This window comes from Rhizobium sp. Leaf453 (assembly GCF_001425605.1).
Classification (GTDB): Bacteria; Pseudomonadota; Alphaproteobacteria; order Rhizobiales; family Rhizobiaceae; genus Pararhizobium.
In genome coordinates, this window is the sequence record NZ_LMRG01000006.1 from 198,607 (window position 1) to 220,162 (window position 21,556).

Annotated in this window: 22 protein-coding genes, 1 tRNA gene and 3 pseudogenes; 19 read left to right on the top strand and 7 right to left on the bottom strand. The window is 55.1% G+C overall.

Annotated features, from left to right (window positions below; all coding sequences use genetic code 11):
- Nucleotides 1-150 precede the first annotated feature (150 nt).
- From ASG68_RS09685 to ASG68_RS09715, 7 genes are all read left to right on the top strand, one after another.
- Nucleotides 151-1,536, top strand: coding sequence for an NAD(P)/FAD-dependent oxidoreductase (locus ASG68_RS09685; protein ID WP_062609555.1), 1,386 nt, complete (start codon nucleotides 151-153; stop codon nucleotides 1,534-1,536).
- A gap of 77 nt (nucleotides 1,537-1,613) precedes the next feature.
- Nucleotides 1,614-2,846, top strand: a complete 1,233-nt coding sequence (locus ASG68_RS09690; RefSeq protein WP_062603697.1) for an SAM-dependent methyltransferase — start codon at nucleotides 1,614-1,616, stop codon at nucleotides 2,844-2,846.
- The gene (locus ASG68_RS09695; protein ID WP_244484174.1) at nucleotides 2,815-3,237 is read left to right on the top strand and encodes a DUF2147 domain-containing protein; all 423 of its coding nucleotides are present in this window, start codon (nucleotides 2,815-2,817) and stop codon (nucleotides 3,235-3,237) included. Before ASG68_RS09690 ends, ASG68_RS09695 begins: the two co-directional genes overlap by 32 nt.
- A 28-nt stretch (nucleotides 3,238-3,265) precedes the next feature.
- Nucleotides 3,266-3,685 (top strand): DUF2177 family protein, encoded by a 420-nt coding sequence (locus ASG68_RS09700; protein WP_062609557.1) that lies wholly within the window; start codon nucleotides 3,266-3,268, stop codon nucleotides 3,683-3,685.
- Nucleotides 3,686-3,792: 107 nt separating this feature from the next.
- Entirely contained in the window at nucleotides 3,793-4,467 is a 675-nt protein-coding gene (locus ASG68_RS09705; RefSeq protein ID WP_320416507.1) for a sigma-70 family RNA polymerase sigma factor, read from the top strand.
- A complete protein-coding gene (locus ASG68_RS09710) occupies nucleotides 4,464-5,117 on the top strand; it encodes a ChrR family anti-sigma-E factor (protein WP_062603700.1) in 654 nt (217 codons plus the stop codon). Before ASG68_RS09705 ends, ASG68_RS09710 begins: the two co-directional genes overlap by 4 nt.
- A gap of 151 nt (nucleotides 5,118-5,268) precedes the next feature.
- Complete coding sequence (locus ASG68_RS09715) at nucleotides 5,269-5,826, top strand: fasciclin domain-containing protein (RefSeq protein ID WP_413813999.1); 558 nt, start codon at nucleotides 5,269-5,271, stop codon at nucleotides 5,824-5,826.
- Between the two features lie 330 nt (nucleotides 5,827-6,156).
- On the opposite strand, the gene ASG68_RS09720 is transcribed toward ASG68_RS09715, so the two are convergent.
- Nucleotides 6,157-6,561, bottom strand: coding sequence for a response regulator (locus tag ASG68_RS09720; RefSeq protein WP_062603702.1), 405 nt, complete (start codon nucleotides 6,559-6,561; stop codon nucleotides 6,157-6,159).
- Nucleotides 6,562-6,863: 302 nt separating this feature from the next.
- Here ASG68_RS09720 and trpB point away from each other — a divergent pair, with 302 nt between their 5' ends.
- From trpB to cydB, 4 genes are all read left to right on the top strand, one after another.
- Nucleotides 6,864-8,063, top strand: coding sequence for a tryptophan synthase subunit beta (gene trpB / locus ASG68_RS09725; protein ID WP_413814000.1), 1,200 nt, complete (start codon nucleotides 6,864-6,866; stop codon nucleotides 8,061-8,063).
- A 147-nt stretch (nucleotides 8,064-8,210) separates the two neighbouring features.
- Entirely contained in the window at nucleotides 8,211-9,371 is a 1,161-nt protein-coding gene (locus tag ASG68_RS09730; RefSeq protein WP_062609559.1) for a DUF3095 domain-containing protein, read from the top strand.
- 179 nt (nucleotides 9,372-9,550) lie between these two features.
- A complete protein-coding gene (locus ASG68_RS09735) occupies nucleotides 9,551-10,984 on the top strand; it encodes a cytochrome ubiquinol oxidase subunit I (RefSeq protein WP_062603709.1) in 1,434 nt (477 codons plus the stop codon).
- A complete protein-coding gene (gene cydB, locus ASG68_RS09740; RefSeq protein ID WP_062603711.1) occupies nucleotides 10,974-11,978 on the top strand; it encodes a cytochrome d ubiquinol oxidase subunit II in 1,005 nt (334 codons plus the stop codon). The genes ASG68_RS09735 and cydB overlap by 11 nt, the downstream gene beginning before the upstream one ends.
- Before the next feature lie 1,604 nt (nucleotides 11,979-13,582).
- On the opposite strand, the pseudogene ASG68_RS30480 reads toward cydB, so the two are convergent.
- From ASG68_RS30480 to ASG68_RS32305, 5 genes and pseudogenes are all read right to left on the bottom strand, one after another.
- Nucleotides 13,583-13,774 (bottom strand): annotated as a pseudogene (locus ASG68_RS30480) (2'-deoxycytidine 5'-triphosphate deaminase); the annotation flags it as partial.
- Between the two features lie 7 nt (nucleotides 13,775-13,781).
- On the bottom strand, nucleotides 13,782-14,003 hold the full coding sequence (locus ASG68_RS09745; RefSeq protein ID WP_062609561.1) for a hypothetical protein: 222 nt from the start codon (nucleotides 14,001-14,003) through the stop codon (nucleotides 13,782-13,784).
- A complete protein-coding gene (locus ASG68_RS09750) occupies nucleotides 14,003-14,191 on the bottom strand; it encodes a hypothetical protein (RefSeq protein ID WP_062609563.1) in 189 nt (62 codons plus the stop codon). Before ASG68_RS09750 ends, ASG68_RS09745 begins: the two co-directional genes overlap by 1 nt.
- Entirely contained in the window at nucleotides 14,188-14,559 is a 372-nt protein-coding gene (locus ASG68_RS09755; protein ID WP_062609565.1) for a hypothetical protein, read from the bottom strand. Before ASG68_RS09755 ends, ASG68_RS09750 begins: the two co-directional genes overlap by 4 nt.
- A gap of 118 nt (nucleotides 14,560-14,677) precedes the next feature.
- Nucleotides 14,678-15,373: pseudogene (locus ASG68_RS32305) on the bottom strand (tyrosine-type recombinase/integrase).
- A gap of 50 nt (nucleotides 15,374-15,423) precedes the next feature.
- Here ASG68_RS32305 and ASG68_RS30485 point away from each other — a divergent pair.
- The 8 genes and pseudogenes from ASG68_RS30485 to ASG68_RS09800 all read left to right on the top strand — a co-directional run.
- A pseudogene (locus ASG68_RS30485) lies at nucleotides 15,424-15,777 on the top strand (ATP-binding protein); the annotation flags it as partial.
- 224 nt (nucleotides 15,778-16,001) lie between these two features.
- Nucleotides 16,002-16,202: a hypothetical protein gene (locus ASG68_RS09770; protein WP_062603713.1), complete on the top strand. Its 201-nt coding sequence runs from the start codon at nucleotides 16,002-16,004 to the stop codon at nucleotides 16,200-16,202.
- Nucleotides 16,203-16,373: 171 nt separating this feature from the next.
- Entirely contained in the window at nucleotides 16,374-16,748 is a 375-nt protein-coding gene (locus ASG68_RS09775) for a MarR family winged helix-turn-helix transcriptional regulator (RefSeq protein WP_062603715.1), read from the top strand.
- Between the two features lie 1,235 nt (nucleotides 16,749-17,983).
- Nucleotides 17,984-18,059: transfer RNA gene (locus ASG68_RS09785), tRNA-OTHER, on the top strand.
- A gap of 114 nt (nucleotides 18,060-18,173) precedes the next feature.
- Nucleotides 18,174-18,647, top strand: coding sequence for a hypothetical protein (locus ASG68_RS09790; RefSeq protein WP_062609571.1), 474 nt, complete (start codon nucleotides 18,174-18,176; stop codon nucleotides 18,645-18,647).
- Between the two features lie 542 nt (nucleotides 18,648-19,189).
- Entirely contained in the window at nucleotides 19,190-19,408 is a 219-nt protein-coding gene (locus tag ASG68_RS31315; RefSeq protein ID WP_156373632.1) for a hypothetical protein, read from the top strand.
- Between the two features lie 80 nt (nucleotides 19,409-19,488).
- Nucleotides 19,489-19,947 carry a hypothetical protein gene (locus ASG68_RS09795; RefSeq protein ID WP_156373631.1) on the top strand — a complete coding sequence of 153 codons (459 nt, stop codon included), beginning with the start codon at nucleotides 19,489-19,491 and terminating at the stop codon, nucleotides 19,945-19,947.
- A 112-nt stretch (nucleotides 19,948-20,059) separates the two neighbouring features.
- Nucleotides 20,060-20,533, top strand: a complete 474-nt coding sequence (locus ASG68_RS09800; RefSeq protein WP_062601884.1) for an Imm26 family immunity protein — start codon at nucleotides 20,060-20,062, stop codon at nucleotides 20,531-20,533.
- 164 nt (nucleotides 20,534-20,697) lie between these two features.
- Here ASG68_RS09800 and ASG68_RS09805 read toward each other — a convergent pair whose 3' ends face one another.
- On the bottom strand, nucleotides 20,698-21,468 hold the full coding sequence (locus ASG68_RS09805; RefSeq protein WP_062609573.1) for a hypothetical protein: 771 nt from the start codon (nucleotides 21,466-21,468) through the stop codon (nucleotides 20,698-20,700).
- Nucleotides 21,469-21,556: the final 88 nt, after the last annotated feature.

Sequence of the window (21,556 nt, forward strand, 5' to 3'; positions counted from 1 at the left end):
ACTCAGTTAACGAACGCCCCTACGCTGGTTCCGGTAGCTCGGTTTACGCTTCCGACCAGAAACTGGAAAAAAATCTGCGTGATCGAAAACCGTGGCGAGTTCCTTCCGTAAGTAATGACAGTTCAAAAATTGAAACTATGAGGGGCGTTTATGGAATTTCGAACTCGTGCCGTTGGGGCGCGCCGTCTCAATATCGCAATCATTGGCAGCGGCATCTCAGGTCTTTCTGCAGCCTGGCTTCTGTCAAAGCATCATGATGTGACCGTGTTCGAGGCTGCGGGTAGGCTTGGCGGTCACAGCAACACGGTGACGTTTACTGCAGAGAGTGGCAAAGTCGCGGTGGATACGGGATTCATCGTCTACAATGAAGTGACGTATCCCAATCTCACGGCACTTTTCGGTGCGATCGATGTACCGACGGCCGCTTCCAACATGTCATTTGCAGTATCGCTCAATGAAGGGGAGTTCGAGTATTCCGGTGGTACGGGTCTCGGTCTGTTTGCGCAATGGTCGAATGTTGCAAACCCGCGCTTCTGGTCGATGATGCGCGACCTTCTAAGGTTTTACCGCAATGCACCCCGCGACCTCGCTGTGATGAATGGCATCTCTCTCGACGACTATCTCTCCCGTAACGGTTATGGGCGTCCTTTCCGCGAGGATCACCTTTATCCGATGGCCGCCGCGATCTGGTCGACGCCGGCGATGGAGGTCGGTGCCTATCCAGCCGCAAGCTTTGTCAAATTTTGCTGCAATCATGGTCTTCTGGCGTTGTGGAATAGACCGACGTGGCGCACCGTGAGGGGCGGCAGTCGGGAATACGTAGCGCGACTGACCGCCGGTTTTGCTGATAGGGTAAGGCTTTCGACGCCCGTCAATGCAATCCACCGTTTGGGCAATCAGGTCGAGATCCGCGATGCCTTCGACAAGCAATACTGGTTCGATGACGTTGTGGTGGCGACCCATGCCGACCAGGCTCTGCGGATGTTGGCCGACCCGAGCGATGAGGAGCGTAGGATCCTGGGGAGCTTCCGCTACTCACGCAACGAGGCAGTTCTGCATGGCGATACCACACTGATGCCGAAACGCCGTGCTGCCTGGTCCAGTTGGAACTATGTCGCGGACAACAGGGGTACCAGTCAGCAGGATCAGACCCAGCCTTCGATCACATATTGGATGAACAAGCTGCAGCCACTCGGTTCTGCCCCGCCTACCTTCGTGACGCTTAATCCCAAACGTTCTCCCCGCGCCGCGACGATCATCGCCACTGAGGCTTACGACCATCCGGTGTTCGACCTCGCCACAGATCGAGCCCAGCGCGAAATCTGGTCGCTTCAAGGTTCACGCAACACGTGGTTTTGCGGCGCGCATTTCGGCTCCGGTTTTCACGAGGATGGTATTCAAGCGGGGCTCGCCGTGGCTGAAGAGCTCGGAGGTATACGCCGTCCATGGAACGTCCCGCAGGAGAGCGGGCGTATCGTCCGCGGCTCTGTGGAGCGACCGTCAAAACGAACTGTCGATCTGGAGATGCTTGCATGAGGACCCCACGGTTGCGGTATGCTTCGCGCCCTTCAAGCGCTTCCTTCCAAACTTCACCCATCGCAAGGCCGTAGCCCGTGACGCAATTTGACGAAGCCACTGAGCCGACCAACGCTCTCACGTTACGCAGGCCAAGGTCTGGGATCGGCGGACTTATTTTCGAACAATTGATCAAAGATCTCCGCTACGGCCGCCTCAAAATCGTCTTGCCGAACGGCGCAGTCATCGAACATCCCGGATTGGAGGAGGGGCCTGACGCGACGATCGTCATCCGCCGATGGCGGGCGCTTCGGCGGCTTATTGCTTCTGGCGAACTTGGCGCAGCGGAAGGATTTATCCGCGAAGACTGGACAACGCCTGATCTGACGGCACTGATACGCTCGGCCGCCGCAAACGCCGATGTACTGGCGCCAGCTCTTGCTGGAACTCGGATCGCAAGACTGCTCAGCCGCATGCGCCATCTCCTCAACGCCAACACCAGGAAGGGCAGCCGCCGAAATATTGAAGCGCATTACGATCTGGGGAACGCGTTTTACAGAGAATGGCTTGATCGCTCGATGCTTTATTCCTCGGCAATATTCGAAGATCCATTACAGACACTAGAAGCTGCGCAGCAAAATCGGCTCAATCATATTCGCAAGAAGCTGGAAATCTCGGATGGACAACGCGTCCTGGAAGTCGGTTGCGGATGGGGCGCTCTGGCGCTCGACCTCGCCACCCATTCCAACGCTCATATCGTGGGTTTGACGCTTTCGCCTTCGCAACTGAGTTGGGCGAACACCGCAATATCCGCGGCGGTCAAAACCGACCAGATCGAACTGCGGCTTCAAGACTATCGTGATGTTCACGGTCAATTTGATCGAATCGTTTCCATTGAGATGTTCGAAGCGGTCGGCGAAGCCTACTGGCCGGATTATTTCGCGATGATCAAGCGGTGCATGGTACCCGGTGGGCGTACACTTCTGCAGGTCATTTCCATCGATAAGAGCCGGTTCGACGCCTATCGCGGCAGCACCGATTTTATCCAAAAGTACATCTTTCCGGGCGGATTTCTGCCGTCCGATGAGGCGCTGCGCGACGCAGTCGTTCTCGCCGGTCTCAAACTGATCGACATCGAGCATTTTGGCAAATCGTATGCGCACACACTGCGGGAGTGGCGAACGCGGTTTCACGCGAGGTGGCCGGCTATTGCCAGTCAGGGGTTCGACGACGCGTTCAAGCGGATGTGGACTTATTATCTTTGTTATTGCGAGGCAGGGTTCGAAGAGGAGCGCATTAATGTCGGGCTTTACACGATTGAACATGCCTAGGGGCCTCGTTGAGTTAAACGGAGCCAGATCTCTTCTCTGGGCAATTCCGTTGCTTTTCGTCAGTGAGGCGGGCTCGGCAGCCGCTGACATCACGGGCAATTGGGCCCGTGGAGACGGAAACGCGCGTGTGCGGATCGCGCCTTGCGGCAGTGACATCTGCGCGGTCAATACATGGATAAAGCCCGGGACGCCGAAAGAGAAGGAAGGCGACAAACTGGTAATGTCGATCATGCAAGACGCCGACGGTACCTATGCCGGCACGGCTTTCGATCCGCAACGCGACCTCACTTACAAACTGACGGTCAAGATCGATGGCGATCGAATGACGACCAGAGGCTGCGTGGTCGCCGGTCTGATCTGTAAAGGCATCGACTGGACCCGCATCAACTGATCCCAACACGTGCAAGAGGGAACCGAACATGAAAATGTACATGACCGCTTATGCCACAACGCTGATCGTATTTGTCGTAATCGACTTTGTCTGGCTCAGCATCATGGCCGACCGCCTTTATCGCCCAACGCTGGGTGACATGCTGGCTCAGCAGTTCCGACTGGCGCCGGCAGTGGTGTTTTACCTGATTTATGCAGCCGGGCTGACGTTTCTGGCCGTCAGGACCGGCTTGTTGTCGGGGTCGATGACAACTGCGGTCATATATGGGGCCGTCGCAGGCTTCATGGCTTACGCCACATATGACCTGACCAATCAATCTACCTTGAAGAATTGGTCTGCGATTCTGACGGTCGCCGATGTGCTGTGGGGAACCGTCCTGTCAGCGATCGCATCGGGTGCCGGGTTTTGGGTCGCGCAGCGGATGTTTGGCCATGTCGAGCGGCTTTGACAAGCTGCGGCGATTTCGGTTTAAGGATTGCAGCGCCTCGTAAGCAGCCTTAATGGGAATTTCGAGCGTTGTCTGATCCAGCCGCGTTCGGATGCGTATACGGCTCCATGAACATCCAAATAGCGCTCCGAACTGGTTTACGTCGTGACGCCTACGCAAAGGCAAATGTTTCGCTGCCTCCGGTCGGGAGGCGAAAGGTCGGTAATTTGGAGGAAAATAGCGTCAATCTCGATGCTGAACGGATCGTCGTTTTGATGTCCGCAATCTCAGAAAAGCGCGATGTCGGCGCATTCGAAATCCTTTACCGGCACTTTTATCCGCGCGTGCGCTCCTACATGGTGAGGATGACGCGGGGCAACCGTGTTCTCGCAGAAGAACTGGCTCAAGAGACGATGATGCGTGTCTGGAATAAGGCTTCGCTCTTCGACGGTTCCAAGGCTCAGGCGTCAACCTGGATATTCACCATCGCCAGAAACCAGATGATCGACTCTGTCCGCAGAGGTGTGCGGCCAACCTTCGACCCCAACGACCCGGCCTTCGTGCCAGACGAGTTTGAGGCGGCCGATACGAAAATCGAGCGAGAGCAGAGTGCCGCCGCCCTGGGCCAGGCAATGACGACCTTAAAAGGCAATTATGCCGAAGTGTTGCGCCTGTCGTTCTTCGAAGGCCTCACCCATTCGTCGATAGCGGAAAAACTCAACATCCCAATTGGAACGGTGAAATCAAGGATCAGGCTTGCATGCGAGAAACTGCGCAACGCGCTTCAGGACGAAATCAAATGATTGAGCATCATCTGGATGATGACATTCTTTCGCAATACTCGGCTGGAACGTTGACCGAGGGATGGAGTATTGCTGTTGCAAGCCATCTCGCCCTTTGCCCTGCCTGCCGATCCAAAGTGGACATGCTTGACAGCCTCGGTGGATACTTCTTGGAAGCGGACGACGGTCGCGCAAGCGACGTTTCGAAGAGCTGGGAAGCAGTGAAAGCGCGGATCGATGCTGGGGAGGTCGACAATGTTGTGCCACTCAAAGTGCGGTCCGTACCGGATCGAATTTACCCCGAACCGCTGAAGAGATACATTGAGGCGGCAGGCGGTCTGAGATGGAAGAGACTGGGGAGCGGCGCAGCCCAAATGTTGATCCCGACGGGGGATGCGACGACAACGGTCAGACTCCTTAAAATTCCCGCAGGTCAGCCGGTGCCCGAGCACTCCCACGGGGGTCTCGAATTGACGCTCGTGCTTGACGGCAGCTTCAGTGATGAGGTCGCGACATTCGGGCGGGGCGATATAGAGATGGCCGACGATAATCTAACGCACCAGCCAAAGGCCGATTTGGACAAAGACTGTATATGCCTTGCGGTGACGGATGCGCCGCTTCGGTTCAAGAGCCGATTCATGCGACTGATACAGCCTTTGCTGGGAATATAGGATTTTTGCGAACGATCTGCGCACAGCATACTGCCACCCAAAATCGCCCTTTAGGCAAACACAATTTGTTGATGGGACCGTTTGAACCGGGACGATGATCATTCGTAGAACCGTCACCCTGCCAAAAGGCCGGGAACGAGAGGAGATGATCATGAAAAAATTGCTAATGGTTTCGGCTGTTGCGCTCGCCACTCTTATGGCGGGTGGCCTGGTTGCTCAAGCCGCCAACCCGGAAGTTGGTGGTGCTGCGATGTTTGTGGACAAGAACATTGTTGAAAATGCCGCCAATTCCAAAGACCACACGACTCTTGTGGCCGCGGTCAAGGCGGCGGATCTCGTATCCACCCTCGAAGGCAAGGGTCCCTTCACGGTGTTTGCGCCGACGAATGAAGCGTTCGACGCGCTTCCGAAAGGCACCGTCGAAACGCTGCTTAAGCCGGAAAACAAGGACAAGTTGACCAAAATCCTGACCTGTCACGTCGTCGCCGCGGATGCAATGGCCAGCGCGGTCGCCAAGATGATCAAGGATGATGGCGGTGAGCACGACATCAAAACCGTGGGCGGCTGCGTCCTGAAGGCCAAGGAAGACATGGGCAAGATCACACTCACGGATGAAGCCGGCGGTACGGCCACTGTCACGATTGCTGATGTCAAGCAATCCAATGGCGTGATCCACGTTGTCGACAAAGTGCTTCTGCCGAAGTTGTGAGTTTTAATTGCCGGGCCTGCATATAGGCCCGGCAATCAAAAGCTAGCTTTTTCGCTTCATCGGTATTCGAATGCCGAAGTATCCGTTCGGTTCAATTGAGGAACCCGGCAGCCGATTTTATCCACTGTATGCAAAGCCGCGATCAATGCTGGCAACGCAGGTGGTGATTGGCGCCGGCTCGGATGATAGCGATGAAACCCGGGTAATGTGGCCCCAGCAGTGACGAAAAAGCCCCCGGCCAGGAGAGAACCAGGGGTTGAGTTCGCTGTTTCGGATGGTGCTCACGCATCCGATGAAAGAAGAGACTAGCCGATAGCAGTTAACACGCGCTTACGTCGGATCATGTATCATATGAGTCTGAGCCTCGTTGAGTAGTGTCGCCAGGGCAGTGACAAGTTGAGCCGGCACAAATGGCTTTTGAAGCAAAACGCTATCCGGCACACCATGGGCGCGCCATTCTTGTGCACTGTCGCCTGTCATATAAATGACTGGTAGAGACGGCTTTAGTTCCCTAGCCCTATGAGCGGCATCCCAGCCCGTCAACTTGCCAGGCATTCGGATGTCCGTCACAAGGGCGCAGAACCGTTCCGGCTCTCGTTCCAGAGCATCGACTGCCTGTTGCCCGGTGACAACCATCACGAAATTAAAGCCAGCGTCGCCCATAATCTCCTCAAGTGTCATCTGCACGAGAGCGTCATCTTCTGCCAGGAGCACGGTCTGTTTGTCGGCTTCCATTTGCGATCCTACGATTTTCTCGCAGATACGATCAGTTCTGCGCTGAGGATCACTATGACACCAAAGCTTTCGAATGCGTCTAATAAAGCGTCAGCCAAAGAATAAAACGAAAACTTATCCAGCGTGATCGTCTGTATGGCGCCTTCCAGGTCCGTGCGCGATCACAGCTGACGTAGAACCAGCTAATCGCGCTGATTAAACGCCCTAAAGGTCGACCACCTTCATTTTTTTTGAAAACGGGGGGGCCGGCCCCATCCAAAAGCGGCAATTTACCGTACTAGCTCCAGATTGGAGTAATGAAGATGCTAAAGACCAACGCGCTTCCTGATGCCGATGGCTTTTTTGGTCAGTTCGGCGGCCGCTTCGTGCCCGAAACGCTGATGCCATTGCTGCTTGCCGTCAACGACGAATGGCAGAGCGCCAAAATCGATCCTGCGTATTGGAATGAGCTCGACGGCTATTCCAGACACTACGTGGGGCGGCCCAGCCCACTTTATTTTGCCGAAAGGCTGACTGAAAGACTGAGAGGCGCGCGTATCTATCTGAAACGTGACGAACTTAACCATACCGGGTCGCACAAGATCAACAACTGCATTGGCCAGATTCTCGTCGCTCGCCGTATGGGCAAGCGCCGCATTATCGCCGAAACGGGAGCCGGGCAGCATGGCGTGGCGACAGCAACTGTCGCTGCAAGGTTCGGTCTCCAGTGCGTCATCTACATGGGTGCCAAGGACATCGAGCGTCAGTCTCCCAATGTCTTCCGGATGAAGTTGCTCGGAGCCGAGGTGAGGGCGGTCACAGCTGGGAATGGCACGCTGAAAGACGCGATGAACGAGGCGCTCCGCGACTGGGTTTCGAATGTCGAGGACACGTATTATCTGATCGGTACGGTTGCCGGCCCTCATCCCTATCCTGAGATGGTGAGAACACTGCAAACGGTTATTGGGCGGGAGGCGCGCAAGCAGATCGTCGAACATGAGGGCCGACTGCCGGATTTGCTGGTCGCTGCGGTCGGCGGCGGATCGAATGCAATCGGTCTGTTTCATTCATTCCTAAACGATCCAGTCGTGGCAATGGTTGGCGTCGAGCCAGCCGGAAAAGGTCTCGACACCCAGGAGCATTGTGCGTCGCTGACCAAAGGCAGTCCGGGTGTGCTGCATGGAAATAGAACATTCCTTCTTCAAGATGGGGACGGTCAAATCACCGAAGGCCACTCGATCTCGGCTGGCCTAGACTACCCCGGTGTGGGACCCGAACACGCCTGGCTGAAAGAAAGCGGGCGTGTGACCTACTCGTCGGCCACCGACAGCGAAGCGCTTGAGGCTTTCCAGCTTCTTTCCACCGAGGAAGGAATTATCCCTGCTCTGGAGCCCTCGCATGCCATAGCCGAGGTCGTCAAACGGGCGCCGCGAATGCCGGGAAAGATCATTATCGTCAATCTGTGCGGACGTGGTGACAAGGACATTTTCACGGTGTCGAGACTGCTTGAGCTTGAAAGCTGAACTTCTCTCTTCACCGCACTTTCAGTGATACGACATTCGCGGGTGAAATTCCCAAACCGGAGACATGCACAAGCCTCTTTTAAAACATCCGCGCCAGTCAGGGTGATTTCAGTTATAATCGTTGCAGAGCGAAAATTTGGAATTACGATGGACGACGTCGCTAAAACAGATTTTTTTGATCTCATCCCGTTCGTGGACAATTTTGCCGACCTCACCAACGTCGAAAGCTATAGACCCCTTCCAGATGGGTGGGTGCTTGCCATTGCCGACGTCATCGACTCTACGCGCGCAATCGAGAAAGGAAAATACAAGGCGGTCAATACTGCCGGAGCAAGCGTTATCACCGCGCTGCTCAATGGGCTTGGTCGTCAGACCTATCCATTTGTCTTTGGGGGGGATGGTGCGATGCTGGCTCTACCAGGTGAAAGAGTATCAACCGCACAGGAGATCCTCGCCACCCTGACTGTCTGGGTATCTGAAGCCCTCCAACTGACACTGCGTGCGGCGATCGTTCCAGTTCAGGATATTCGAGACACTGGATTGGACGTGCTTGTCGCTCGACACAGGGCTAGCGAAAACGCAACTTACGCGATGTTCTCTGGCGGGGGGTCACACTGGGCTGAAGCTCAAATGAAGAAGGGCCTATATTCCGTTGTCGCCGCTGCGCCGGGGTCAAGACCGGATTTGACGGGACTTTCATGCCGATGGGATCCAATCCCGGCGCGGAATGGCGAGATCGTTTCGCTTATTGTGGCACCTGGTGTCAACGGGCGAGACCCTGAATTCAACTTGCTTCTCACTGAGATCATCTCGATTGTCGCCGAACAGGAAAGAGATGGACATCCGCTTCCGGTGGATGGCCCACCGCTCACTTTAACCACTAAGGGGATAGATTCCGAGGCTCGAGCAACAGCAGCCGAAGGGCGTCTTCTCATGCGGAAACTTGGTATTTTTGCCGAGACAATGCTCGCCGTCGGTATCGATTACCTTGGAGTTCCTGTTGGGTCATTTGATCCCAAGCGTTACAAGGTCGAGGTGGCGGAAAATTCCGACTTCCGCAAATTCGACGACAGCTTGAAAATGACCGTTGATCTCGATACGGAACGAACGCAAAGACTGGAGCAGCGATTGGTGCGGGCAGCTTCGGCGGGCACCTGTCGATATGGCATTCACCGACAATCCGAGGCCTTGATGACCTGTTTTGTACCGTCTCTCCACGCCAAGAACCATGTCCACTTCGTAGATGGTGCAAATGGTGGATATGCTCTTGCGGCCAGGTTACTGAAGAAATGGGATCTTTATCCTTAACAATAGTCGGAGTCGCTAAAACCACTAGCCATTTTGACTGCTCAGCGGTTGCGCAGCGCGTCTGAGGCCAATTGCCGCGTTTGGTGGCGGAACTGCAGCGCCTAAAGTACCGTATAGAAGGCATATCAGAATCGTGGCGGGTATCCCGACAATTCCCCGTCGTGCGGAGTGCGATATCCATGTTCGACCAATTTGACGCTTCGATCCTCGCGAGGGTGCAGTTCGCCTTCACCGTTTCCTTCCACATCATCTTCCCGGCCTTCTCCATTGGCCTGGCAAGCTATCTCGCCGTTCTGGAAGCGCTGTGGTTGTGGAAGAAGGATCAGGTCTACATGGATCTGTTCAATTTCTGGAAAACGATCTTTGCGGTCGCTTTCGGCATGGGTGTCGTTTCGGGTATCGTCATGTCCTATCAGTTCGGCACGAACTGGAGCCTGTTCTCCGACAAGGCCGGACCGGTCATCGGGCCGCTGATGGGCTATGAGGTGCTGACCGCTTTCTTTCTCGAGGCGGGCTTTCTTGGCGTCATGCTGTTTGGCCTGCACCGCGTCGGGCCGAAGCTGCATTTTCTGGCGACCGGCATGGTCGCCTTCGGAACGCTGATCTCCGCCACGTGGATTCTCGCGGTCAATTCCTGGATGCAGACGCCAGACGGTTTCGGTATGAACGATGCCGGCCAGTTCATCCCGCTCGACTGGTGGAAGATCATTTTCAATCCGTCCTTCCCGTATCGGCTGGTTCACATGGTTCTGGCCGCCTATCTGACAACGGCACTGGTCGTCGGCGCCGTCGGCGCCTGGCATCTTCTGCGCAACACCGCGCCAAGACGCTCCCACACCATGTTCTCCATGGCCATGTGGATGGCGACGATCGTCGCGCCGATCCAGATCCTCGCCGGGGATGCCCATGGTCTTAACACGCTTGAGCATCAGCCGGCCAAGATCATGGCGATTGAGGGGCATTATGAAAGCCACCCTGACGGTGCGCCGCTCATCCTCTTCGGCATACCCAACTCGGCGGAAAAACGGATCGACTACGCCATCGAGATCCCGAAACTGTCGAGCCTGATCCTCAAGCACGATCTAAACGCGCCGCTCGCCGGGCTCGATACGATCCCCGAAAACCTCCAGCCGCCGGTCGCCGTGGTCTTCTGGTCGTTCCGGGTGATGGTCGGCATCGGCTTTGCCATGCTCGGCCTTGGCCTGTGGAGCTTGTGGAGCCGCTGGCGCGGCACCCTGGACAGCAACGATTGGCTGCATCGCGCCGCGGTGTTGATGGGACCAGCCGGCTTCATCGCGGTTCTGGCTGGCTGGATTACCACGGAGGTCGGTCGCCAGCCCTACACGATCTACGGCCATCTGCTGACGGTGGATTCGATCTCGCCCGTGCAGGCGCCGGCGGTCGCCGCATCGCTCATTGCATTCGTCATCGTCTACTTCCTCGTCTTCGGCGCCGGCACATTCTATATCCTGCGCCTGATCAAGCGCCTGCCGCGCGATCCAATGCCGGATCTCGAGGACGGGCCGATCCGCACCGCCGGCATCACCCCCGGTCCGGCTGCCGGCAATACGCATCCTGACAGCAAGCATGGGAGCACGCATCATGGCCATTGACCTTCCCTTCATCTGGGCCGGCATCATCGCCTTTGCCGTGCTGGCTTATGTGATCCTCGACGGCTTCGATCTCGGCGTTGGCATCCTCTTCCCCTTCTTTCCGGAAAAGCACGATCGCGACGTGATGATGAATTCGGTCGCGCCCGTGTGGGATGGCAACGAGACCTGGCTGGTGCTCGGCGGCGGCGGGCTGATGGCGGTTTTTCCGCTGGCCTATGCCACCATCCTGCCGGCACTCTATGCGCCGATCATCGCGATGCTGCTGGGACTGATCTTCCGCGGCGTCGCCTTCGAATATCGCTGGCGCACCAAACGCGGCGAATTCCTGTGGAACTGGGCTTTCGCGGGCGGTTCGACGCTGGCCGGATTTTCGCAAGGGGTGGCGCTCGGTGCGCTGGTGCAGGGTATCCCGGTTGCAAACCGCGCCTATGCCGGTGCCTGGTGGGACTGGCTTACGCCTTTTTCGGTCGCAACCGGCCTGGCGCTGGTGATCGGCTATGCGCTTCTGGGGGCCACATGGCTCGTCATGAAGACCAGTGGAGACCTCAATGAAAAAGCACGGCGCATCGCCTTCCGCACCTGTTTCGCGACCATCGCCGCCATGGGCGTGGTCAGCCTCTGGACGCCGTTCCTCGATCCACTTTACCTTGATCGCTGGTTCAGTTTCCCGACAGCCTTCTTCAGCGTGATCGTGCCGGTGCTGGTGCTCGGTTGCTTCGCGCTCCTGCTTTCCGGTATCCGCAACAAGCGCGATGCGCAGCCGTTCCTGGCGGCGCTCGGATTGTTCATTCTCGGTTATGCCGGCATCGGAATCAGTTTTTACCCCTTCATCGTCCCGCCCTTAGTCACCATCTGGGATGCGGCGGCGCCCGATTCCAGCCTTGCCTTCCTGCTCGTCGGCGCATTGATCCTGGTGCCGATCATCCTGATCTACACGGTCTATGCCTACTGGGTGTTCCGCGGGAAGGTCGATCCGGAAGAGGGGTATCACTGATGCCGGAAAACAGCCTGCCGCGCAAACTGCTCTGGTTCGTCGCGCTTTGGGGCGCGGGCGTGCTGTCGGTCGGCATTGTCGGCTATGCCATCAAAGTTTGGCTCGATACATAGTCAAAACGCGTTCTGGTCACGCTTTCGTTTGTCTCGCGTGCTTCGTCGACATCATAGCCTACGACGGATATTGGTAAATCGGTTGCAATCGAAGGCCTTGTCGTATCCCTCCGCCGAAGGCCGTCTGCCCTGAGATGGCGCTGCAGGCTAGCCCGCCATTGGGCAACCGGTCGTCGTCCGTTTCAATTCGGAGCATCGCCTGTGGGATTTTGCCCCGCGTTGAGCATGATCTGTATCGAGCCGTGAACCATGTGTCGGAACGGCGCATCGTCACTGCATGACGAATCGAATGAAAGCTTTACTTGCCGCCATCGCTGTGTCCCTCGCTATCTGGGCAGCGATAATTTGGGGCGCACTGTTGTTGATCAACTGACGGCCCGCCTGCTTAACCCTACCAAATCACCCAAAAACCGGGTTGTGCTCGATTGGGGCAATCAATGTGTCATCTTGGTTTTGCCGAGCGCGGAAACTCGGCGTTTTCAAGTGCCCAAACATTCAGCCCCGCCTTGTGTATTGCGTAGGCGGGGCGCCCTTATTTCCTACGATCGTAGGTTCAATTCCTGGCGATTGCCGAGAGAGTTCCCGTCGCAGCACCTTGTTGGCCGAAGAAGGTGACGGCAGCAAAAAGAACGATGGTCGCTAGGAGCGACGTAATAAGCAGCATGCGAAACCCATGCTCAAAAAAGCTGCGCATTATCCTGACGAACCCACGAAATTACAAAAGTGCGGCCGGAAGCAGCAGCACACAGGCGGTCACCAAACTCAAGGCCACGACAACCAAAATGCGATTCTCGAATTGAATTCGGGCTTTTTGCCCTGTCCAGTCATATCTCATCAATCGGCTCCGTTCGAAAGCCTCAGTATGCCACAGGATGCTTTCGCCAAGCCTGCGCGACGCACCAGACCAGTATCTTGATCAAATAAGAAGCCGCTCAGACAATCGCGCCAGCCGGCCGACGATCTCCATCCTATAGCCGGTCAGAAGCCTTGTGAATCCCTTCCCCTAAGAGCCAGGCTTCGCCCCGCTTAACGAATTCTCAAAAGCAAACCCTCCCACGTTTCCGTAGGAGGGTCTGGGGAATACCAGCCGCTTGGGAGGTCTCGACAACCAAACTCGACTAGACTCTAATCTGATTTGGTTAATGGTCTCTATCCCCGCGCCCCAGGATCTTAACCCTACCGGATAACCTTAACTTTGCATGCCAATGGAATGGCAACGCTCATGCTGGCATCATCCTGTCACTCGCCGACATAATTGGGGACATGCATGGTGTTCACACAGGAAACCCTAGATCTTTACATCTCAACTGCGCTGACAAGCGTGGGTCTTGATGAGCGTAAAGTGAATGCCATGATTGCCCCTGCTCCGCGCAATGAATGAATGATCGGAGGGACGCTATCCAATCGTATTTGCGCCCTCAATCCTCCATTTGGGGGGTATTCGATGAATTGCCGTTCACGAATACCGGCGGGCGCGATCGGTCCACGCGGCTATTCAGGGCGGAAATGCTTGGAGAGCTTCGGGCCCTGTGCCTGGTAGTTCGAGCCAAGGCAGAGACCGTAGACGCCTTTGGAGCGTTCCATCATATGCTCATAGACTAACCGGCCGACCATCTGGCCGTGTCCGAGGATGAAGCGAACCTCGTGGCTTCGGACTTCGAGCACGGCGCGACCTGAGCCGCCCCGCGCGTCAGTTCTGCGAGACGGGTAACTTCAGCACTGGCAGCGCATTCCCAATCAAAAGTTCGATCACGCCCTCATGTGCGAGATCAAAGAGGGCATTGACGATCGGGTCTTGCTTAAACCCCCGTCCTACCAACGGTGCGCCGACTTCATATAAGCTCGTCGGTCCATCGCCGAACGTGCGCAGAAGGTTGATAACGGCGGCTTTAGTCTCTGCATAGGTCGGCATCAGTTGACCGGGGCGGGAGCCCAATAATCATCGGGCAGATGTTCCTTGCACCAGAAGCGCGGCCCATTGCGCCCACGCTCCAGGCCGAAGCAGCCCCACTGGAAGCGACCAGGATGGACGCAGATCCGCTCCTCATCAGCCCTCGGCGCGCTGATCGGTTGTTGGACTTCGATTGCCGCGTCGATCACGAGTAGGCCTCCGTCGCCCAGCAATTGCGACGGCATTCGTCTCGAAATTCACGTGCGACCACGATCAAGTCGATGCTTTCCACCCACATGGGTACCGAACACTCATCCATCAAGCTGTAGACACAGAGCGTCCGGTTTTTCTCTCTATCGACGAGAAAGAAAAACTCGCCCATAGGAGCCGCGCCTGTCTTTTCAAAAACGGCAGAAGAGAACACCTCCATTCGCGGGATCGCCGGCGCAGCGTACATAAAAACGGCGGGCGGAACCCTGATGAGATCATCCGCCTGCGGCGGTATCCAATAGACGTCCGAGACGAAGCGGAGATCCACGTCTTGGGGTTTCTTTTCCGATGGCTGTCTGGCGAACATGAGTTCTCCTTTCCGCCGGCATAACCGGTGGATATCCTGTGGACCAACTGTTGAAATGACGGCTTCATTGCTGTGAATGTTCTTATTATGTTCCGGTTTTGCCAAGAGTCAAGCTAAGTCACAAATCGGCATCATATTTGTAGGCGTTGAACCGATCCGCCACGAGCCGTCCCGCGTTCTGGCGCGGGTTAACGTAGATCCCAAGAAAGACCTCGATGCTCTCCCAACCGCCCGCCAGCATCGCTGTTTTGACATCGATGCCACTGTCGATCGCGTTGGTCGCGAAGGCATGTCGGCCGCAAGTATGGCTGGGCTTGTAGGTGATATCTGCGCGGCCACTGACAGCCCGTAGGCGCTCATTCACCGAATGGCGGCAGTGATACCGGAAAACGCGCTAGCGCCCGCTACAGGTTGATTTCAAGGCGTGGAGACGGGCGACAAGTTCGTCGGTTAGATGGCGGGTTGAGTTCGTCCCCGTCTTCGTTCTCAAAAGCAGGGCCGTGCGGTTGACGAGATCGACCTGCGGCCACTCAAGCCTGACCGCCTCGCTCACCCTTGCGCCGGTCTGGGCCATGAAAAGCACCAGCGCCGCCACGTGCGGAAGGCCGTCCTTTTCGCACTGCCTCGTGAAGGCGTGTAGCCAAGCTGGCGTCGCCGGCTTCTTTCTCTTGGGTTTCTCCTCCTTCAGTTTATTCAAGCGCATCAGGTTACACCAGCCGCGCTTGTAGCCGTGGATGATCACGGCTCTTGCCGGCGTTAACGCCTGGCGGTTTCGCGTCGAATTGGTGGCGTGTGGATACAATGCCAATGCCATCTGCTCGATGTCGAAAGGGAAGATGGTGACGAGCGGTCTTCCGCGGAAGTATTCGCCTTGTCCAAGGCACGGCTGTCACCAAACCACATGTACCAAGGCGTATCCTGACCGACTTCATCGACAACGCCCTCAAGTTTGCGGGAACAGCTGAGATCAGCGTCGCAAGATCGAGCGACGGAAACTTTGTTATAAGGGTCATAGATGACGGACCGGGTATACCGTACGATAAACTCGGGGCCGCGATGCAGCCATTTTTTAGGGTTGAAACATCACGAAACCGCGAAACCGGGGGCTCAGGTCTTGGACTGGCTATCTCCCAGCAGCTCGCATCCACAATTCAAGGGTCGGTGAAACTCTACAATTTGCCTGCCGGGGGGCTCGCCGCAGAAGTGACTTTACGTTGACCCGTCTGAATAGGCGCGGCGGTTTCCAACATTGGACGTGACACGATGTAAGCTGTCCTCAAAACTACACAGCGTTACGTTTTCCGGCTGATCTGAAAATATCTTGGATACAGGGACGGTTTAAATCTCGAAGCCCATTGGCGGTGAAGTCCGCTATCGGCATACCTGAAGTCCACCAGTGACCTTGGATCAAGCCATCTGATGACCTTGAACCGGAAATACCTATGAAAAAAGCGATTGTTGCTATCCTCGTTGCCGCGGTCTTGGCGTCACCATGCATCTATTATGCAGTCTCACCCGAGCCGTCAGCTGTAGCCGGACTGGTTGCAATGATGACACCGCAGGACACCCACGCCATCACATTGGCGCAAGGTTGGGACGCATTCTACTGGTGCGAAGAGCAGTTGGAGGATATTAGCGGCTGATGTGCTTTAATGGAGCAGACATCGTGGCTTTCCCTTGCGGTATTTAAGAAAAAAGTTAGATCAAGCGGATCCTATGCACATCCAGAGGATTTGATTTAAGTGGATACTCCCAGACCAAGATGGAAGTTGCGCGAGAGGCCGGGCTATCTCGTAGTCCGGTTGGCCCGGCTGATGTCACGCTATGCCGAGGAGCGTATCCACCCCTTAGGTACAGGGCTTGCCGGCTATCCGGTCATAACCGCACTCACAGAGGGCGGCGACATGACGCAAAAGCAGTTGACCGAACTGCTAGGGGTGGAGCAATCCAGCACAGCACAACTTTTAAATCGGCTCGAGCGAGACGGTTTTGTAACGCGTAGAAAGGACCCCCGAGATGGCAGAAGCAGCTTCATTTGCCTCACGGAAAAGGCAACCTCCGCGTTGCCGGCTATTTCTGAGATAATGGATGATGGAAATGACTTGGCTGTGAATGGGTTCAGTGCCCAGGAGATCGCCCATGTGATCGATCTATTGAAGCGCATGCTCGCAAATTTCGAAAAGCGCTAGTGGGTGAATGTGAAATTGAAAGGCGCTCACTACAGGGCTGCCCTCAATACAGCTTCTCGTGTCAACGTGAGAAGCACTTTCAGTTCATGAAGCTTGAAATTCGGCAAAGGACGTTGAAAGTTTTCAGCGTGCAGACGCCCCCTCCTGCAGTATGCCTGCGGCGAAGGGCGTCTGTCGACGATGTTGGTCGTCGGCGGGCTTGGTCGGACGAAGAGAAGGTTCGGATTGTCGAGGAGAGCCTGCAAGGCTGTTTTTACTCGGAATGGACTTTGTTAGATACGTCGCAGCATTGCTTGGACCTATCGGAAGCTACGGGATTTTTGAATAGCTTGGATCGAACGATTTAGGGGTGGTGAGTGAAGCGATGGATGGGCCGCGTCTGCCGGACTTGACTATCTTCGCAAAAGACAAAATCTTTCGCCTAAGCATGACCAGCTAAATCTAAACCGCGATATAGTGGAGCTCGGCAAGTGGCGATGGAAAAATTCGTGTACGCATCCGTCATAGTGTTCGCTGTAATTTGCTTTGTGGTCGCATCTAGGAGGAAGCTATGATGCATTCAAGAAAAATTGCCGCCGCTTTTTTGATTCTAATTACCGCAGTATCGAGGGATGCATTTAGCTCCGATAGCGCAAAATCGGCTCAACGGTCGCCCGAGCTTTTCGCGCGCGCGCTTATAATTACCGATAAAGTTGATGGAATTTTCTATTATTGTTACATGGATATACTACACTATAAACAATACAATAGTAAAAACTGCGAGTTAACATACAATTCCATGGAGCGCTCCGCCTCGATGCTGAGCTTTAGTGGCTTCGACAGGAAAGACCATATCACAATTTCAAAAATACTTCAATTTTTGTCAACCAACACCGGATCTAAATAATGTCGGCTGCAGATTTTATCGCTCGGATCACCTACCCTAACAATGACGGCTATTCTTCCCCTCCCGAAGATAGGACGTTGATAGAAGACATTATTAATCGCGTATACAACACTGGTGCGGGGGATTGGGTGGCGGAAGGTGTTAAGCCGCAAACAGCCCGAAGACCGAACTGACAGCCGTAGGTTACCTGGTACCCTAATGAAGCAGATGCTTCATTTACCGCCGTACCCAATTTATCAACGAAGCGCTGCCGGTCAAGTCGCGAGCGACTTCTCCCCCACACTTTCTGTTGGGGTGATGGGTGCATCATATTGAAACGAGCAGGATTTCTGCTACAGATCCCGCTCGTGTGTCGGTTGCAGAACGGTAATGTCACGTCACAACGTGGGGGGTAACTCTTGCGGGTTCGAATCCCGCCCGGCGCACACCTAAGCGTTTTCAAACTTTCAGGGTCAACGGTACCGCTTCCAGCGCGACACTCTTTCCCCACCATATGTTTTGTTGGTGGTGGGCACTTGCCTGATCCATTGTTCCATAGGATGACAAATGATCTTGGCGCGTACCAACGTAAACAAGGTTCCATGATGGATTTCGGTTTCGAAATAGTAGCAATTTCCAAACAGCGTAAAGGGTATCGTGTTGTCACCGATACGAGCGGAAAGCTGAGAGTGACCTTTGCACACGACCGGTTTTTTTTGTTCGAAGAGATACTCATCGTCGAATTCGCTCTCTATTGTTTCGACTGGCAATGCGAATATGGACGCGACCCAACGGCGAGCTTCTACTATGCGTCAATGGACGAAGAGGAGGAGCCGCTGCTGGCGTTCACTTTGCAGCTCGATGGATTGTGGACGGCTGAGTCTGGCTGGGCGGAATTCACTAATCCTGGCATTTCGAATGAAGAGCTTTCGAAGGCCGTGTCGGATTTTTTGCTAAATTTTGAGAGCTTCACAAAGTCAGCTTTTGGGTTCGGCATGAAGAGTCTCGCCTCCGAACTCAAGCGTTCCCTCTGATCTTGAGCAGGCGCCGGCATGTAGGTGATGCCGTTGACAAAGACTTTGTCGGGCGGAGTGTAGCTTGCGTCCATATCCCAACCGGTGATGAACGCAGGTGGCTGCAAACTATCTGCGGGTGGAATGGCCGCAATTGGGCTCAAAGCGATCACTCGCCTTCCAAGTTTAAGAGCGTGACAACCAAGAACTGAAACTCTTTGGTACTTCCGAAACGCCGACTTTAAGGACCGGAGGCTCGCGCGTCGCGATGTACCAATGATCGGAACTTCGCCAAACAATCTCCCTGAAACTTACTGTGAGTCTTCCGATTGCATGCCAATACGTCATTAGAATATCCGGCGAGTCCATTTCCTTTGGCCGATATGAAAACGGAACTCCGCTGGCATTCAGTTGACTCAGCTTCGAAAATAAATCGTCATTTTCCCATAGCTCCCCTTCATCAATGAATGCGATTTCATTCCCAAATTCGTGACCGCTTGCTATTCGCCTTCCGCCGCATAGAACGATTAGCCCTTGTGACTCCTTCGATAAATGAGAGACATATGGCGGAGGAGGTTCGCCAGGTTTCCCAAACTCAATCGCCAAAGATGGCGTTTGTTTCGTGTCGTTCATCTGTAAAAATCAATCTGCGGCAATTCAAGATTTTATTACATGGCCTTATCGACCGCAATTGGGCGCTAAACGGTCATAAACGATTTCATTTCCATTTGATGGTGGGGTGTTGGTGCTGGTGGCAGGAGAAAACCCGCCGAATCTTTTGAAGCCCAAAGTGGTCCGCTCGCCGAGTCTTTCCTCCTGCTTGGCTAAACGCGTCGAAGCGTAGACCAAACGGTGCAATTTTATGCAGCGCACCAACCAGAAAGTAGTAGATCGTGTCCGAGGGTTTCGACGCCATTTTTGGGATCAGCAAATGAATGAAGAAATAAAACAATCCGAAGGGCGAGCCCTTTTGATATATTTTTTGGAGTTTCTGGCCGAGAGCGATAAAACGCTCGAGACATACAAGTATGGCGAAAATGGCGACAGCGCCTTGTTCATAGACTACGATCTGGTGATTAAATATCTGATTGGCATTCTCCACATTGAAGACATCCCAGCGTGTGTGGGAAAAATCATCACAAAGAATGAAGCCCCAGAGCTCAAGGATTTGGCGACCTCACTGCGCGCCACGCTTGAAGAGGACTATCCCGACGAACTGACTGCCCACTACGTACAAACCCCACGCTGGCAGAACGTAGTTCGGAACGCGAATATTCTGCTGGAATCAGTCAAAAAAAGCGACGTTTATCTGGACCAGTGAGCCCGTGAAATGAATATGCGTTCGCTCGATTTTGGGGTGGTGGGACTACCAATTGGCACATTGCGGAGTTCTCGGGATTCGCTAAACATCACGCCTGAAGAGAGAGGGTGAAATGATCAGGGGTCGGAAGCAGAAACCAGGGGACATTGTCAGGATCGATATTGGGAACAACAGGCACTTCCATGCCGTCGCCTTGACGCATCCGCTCTTCGCGTTTCTCGATGAAGAGCTTGAGGCTGAAGAGTTAGTCGACAATCTGCGAGGTCGAGCCGTGATTTTCAAACTTTGGGTAATCGACAACGCTGTAAAGTCTGGGCGATGGCCCGTCGTTGGCAAACTTGACCCGGCCACAGTGTCTGCGTTGGATGGAGCGACGTTTTTTAGACAAGACCTGATTTCAGGGAAAATAACTGCGTGTGACACTATCACAAATAGCGAGTCGCCGCTTAGCTTCGAGGAGGCTGATCGCTTAGAATGCGCTGCTGTTTGGAGCCCCGAGCATGTCGAGGACAGACTTCGTGATCATCTGGACGGAATCCCAAACCAGTGGTGGGCATCCATGCGGCCCCGAAAACCGATACTTTGATGGTGGGGTGGTGGCGGGAGGTGTTAAGCTGCAAAAGCGGCTTCGTCAGAACCGTCAGCCCTAGGTTACCTGGTACCCTAATGAAGCAGGTGCTTCATTTACCGCCGAAGTCTGGTTACCAAATAGCGATCGCTCGCGCAACTATAAGATGGTGGGGAGCGGGGTTAAGCGGCGATCCGTGCATGCTGGCTTGGCGTCAGCACCTCGATAAGCCCTGCGTCCCGCTTGGATGCGATATAGTTCATCATCGTTGTGAACTCAGCCGTCGCGGTGATCGTGCTTGAAGACGCCGTTGTGGCGATCGTGTGACCGTACAGCACGAGCGTATAGCCGGCAAGAATGGCGTCATCGACCCACGCCTGCACTTGGGCGGCGGTCTTCTGGCCGATATCAAGCGCGCCGACGAGCAGCGGGTTCGGCTTGCCGAGCGAGGTGATCGGGAAATAGTTCGCCCCGGTGGAACGTGCCCACTTGACGCCTTTTTCCAGCAAGGTCGCATCTGTTGCGAGAGACCTGGAATTCAGAGGATATGCGAACAGGTCCCGACCATCGGTTAAATTGAGGCCTTCCAAGATGCCCTCTGCCTCGTCGAAATCGGCCGGCAGGTCGCCGGGGTTCGTCAGATAGTTTGTATGCTCCATCCCCTGGCTGACAATATCCCATCCAGCGCTCTGGAAGGTCGCCAGTTTGGCGGAGTTCGCCGCTGCAGAGTCACCATCGCCGGCGATGTATCCGCGCAAGTTGAGGCTCTGGCAAAGCGGCAGGACGATGCTTTCATGCGAGGCATCACCAAATCCGTCGAAGCCGAAAATGACCGCAGGACGCGACCGGCCGTTGAATGCCACCGCGTCGATATAGATGTACCGTTCCGCGAGCGGCGTGGCGGCGCTGATCGACCAATCGAACTCGAATTCGGTGATGGCATTGAAATCCATCGTGCCGGCCGCCAGCGTGGGCGCCAGACCGTTCGGCGCGCTGTTCGTAAAGAGCTTGCCGTCCTTATGCCAGTAGAGCGGGCACCAG

Excerpts from the sequence above, each read along its gene's own strand:
- ASG68_RS09745 (WP_062609561.1), bottom strand. The coding sequence starts at position 14,003 with ATGCCGACCTATGCAGAGACTAAAGCCGCCGTTATCAACCTTCTGCGC.
- ASG68_RS09735 (WP_062603709.1), top strand. The coding sequence starts at position 9,551 with ATGTTCGACCAATTTGACGCTTCGATCCTCGCGAGGGTGCAGTTCGCC.
- ASG68_RS09730 (WP_062609559.1), top strand. The coding sequence starts at position 8,211 with ATGGACGACGTCGCTAAAACAGATTTTTTTGATCTCATCCCGTTCGTG.
- trpB (WP_413814000.1), top strand. The coding sequence starts at position 6,864 with ATGCTAAAGACCAACGCGCTTCCTGATGCCGATGGCTTTTTTGGTCAG.
- ASG68_RS31315 (WP_156373632.1), top strand. The coding sequence starts at position 19,190 with ATGGCGGAGGAGGTTCGCCAGGTTTCCCAAACTCAATCGCCAAAGATG.
- ASG68_RS09695 (WP_244484174.1), top strand. The coding sequence starts at position 2,815 with ATGTCGGGCTTTACACGATTGAACATGCCTAGGGGCCTCGTTGAGTTA.
- cydB (WP_062603711.1), top strand. The coding sequence starts at position 10,974 with ATGGCCATTGACCTTCCCTTCATCTGGGCCGGCATCATCGCCTTTGCC.
- ASG68_RS09800 (WP_062601884.1), top strand. The coding sequence starts at position 20,060 with ATGATCAGGGGTCGGAAGCAGAAACCAGGGGACATTGTCAGGATCGAT.
- ASG68_RS09770 (WP_062603713.1), top strand. The coding sequence starts at position 16,002 with ATGAAAAAAGCGATTGTTGCTATCCTCGTTGCCGCGGTCTTGGCGTCA.
- ASG68_RS09705 (WP_320416507.1), top strand. The coding sequence starts at position 3,793 with ATGAACATCCAAATAGCGCTCCGAACTGGTTTACGTCGTGACGCCTAC.
- ASG68_RS09795 (WP_156373631.1), top strand. The coding sequence starts at position 19,489 with ATGCAGCGCACCAACCAGAAAGTAGTAGATCGTGTCCGAGGGTTTCGA.
- ASG68_RS09805 (WP_062609573.1), bottom strand. The coding sequence starts at position 21,468 with ATGGATTTCAATGCCATCACCGAATTCGAGTTCGATTGGTCGATCAGC.
- ASG68_RS09755 (WP_062609565.1), bottom strand. The coding sequence starts at position 14,559 with ATGTTCGCCAGACAGCCATCGGAAAAGAAACCCCAAGACGTGGATCTC.
- ASG68_RS09685 (WP_062609555.1), top strand. The coding sequence starts at position 151 with ATGGAATTTCGAACTCGTGCCGTTGGGGCGCGCCGTCTCAATATCGCA.
- ASG68_RS09790 (WP_062609571.1), top strand. The coding sequence starts at position 18,174 with ATGACAAATGATCTTGGCGCGTACCAACGTAAACAAGGTTCCATGATG.
- ASG68_RS09710 (WP_062603700.1), top strand. The coding sequence starts at position 4,464 with ATGATTGAGCATCATCTGGATGATGACATTCTTTCGCAATACTCGGCT.
- ASG68_RS09720 (WP_062603702.1), bottom strand. The coding sequence starts at position 6,561 with ATGGAAGCCGACAAACAGACCGTGCTCCTGGCAGAAGATGACGCTCTC.
- ASG68_RS09700 (WP_062609557.1), top strand. The coding sequence starts at position 3,266 with ATGAAAATGTACATGACCGCTTATGCCACAACGCTGATCGTATTTGTC.
- ASG68_RS09715 (WP_413813999.1), top strand. The coding sequence starts at position 5,269 with ATGAAAAAATTGCTAATGGTTTCGGCTGTTGCGCTCGCCACTCTTATG.
- ASG68_RS09775 (WP_062603715.1), top strand. The coding sequence starts at position 16,374 with ATGTCACGCTATGCCGAGGAGCGTATCCACCCCTTAGGTACAGGGCTT.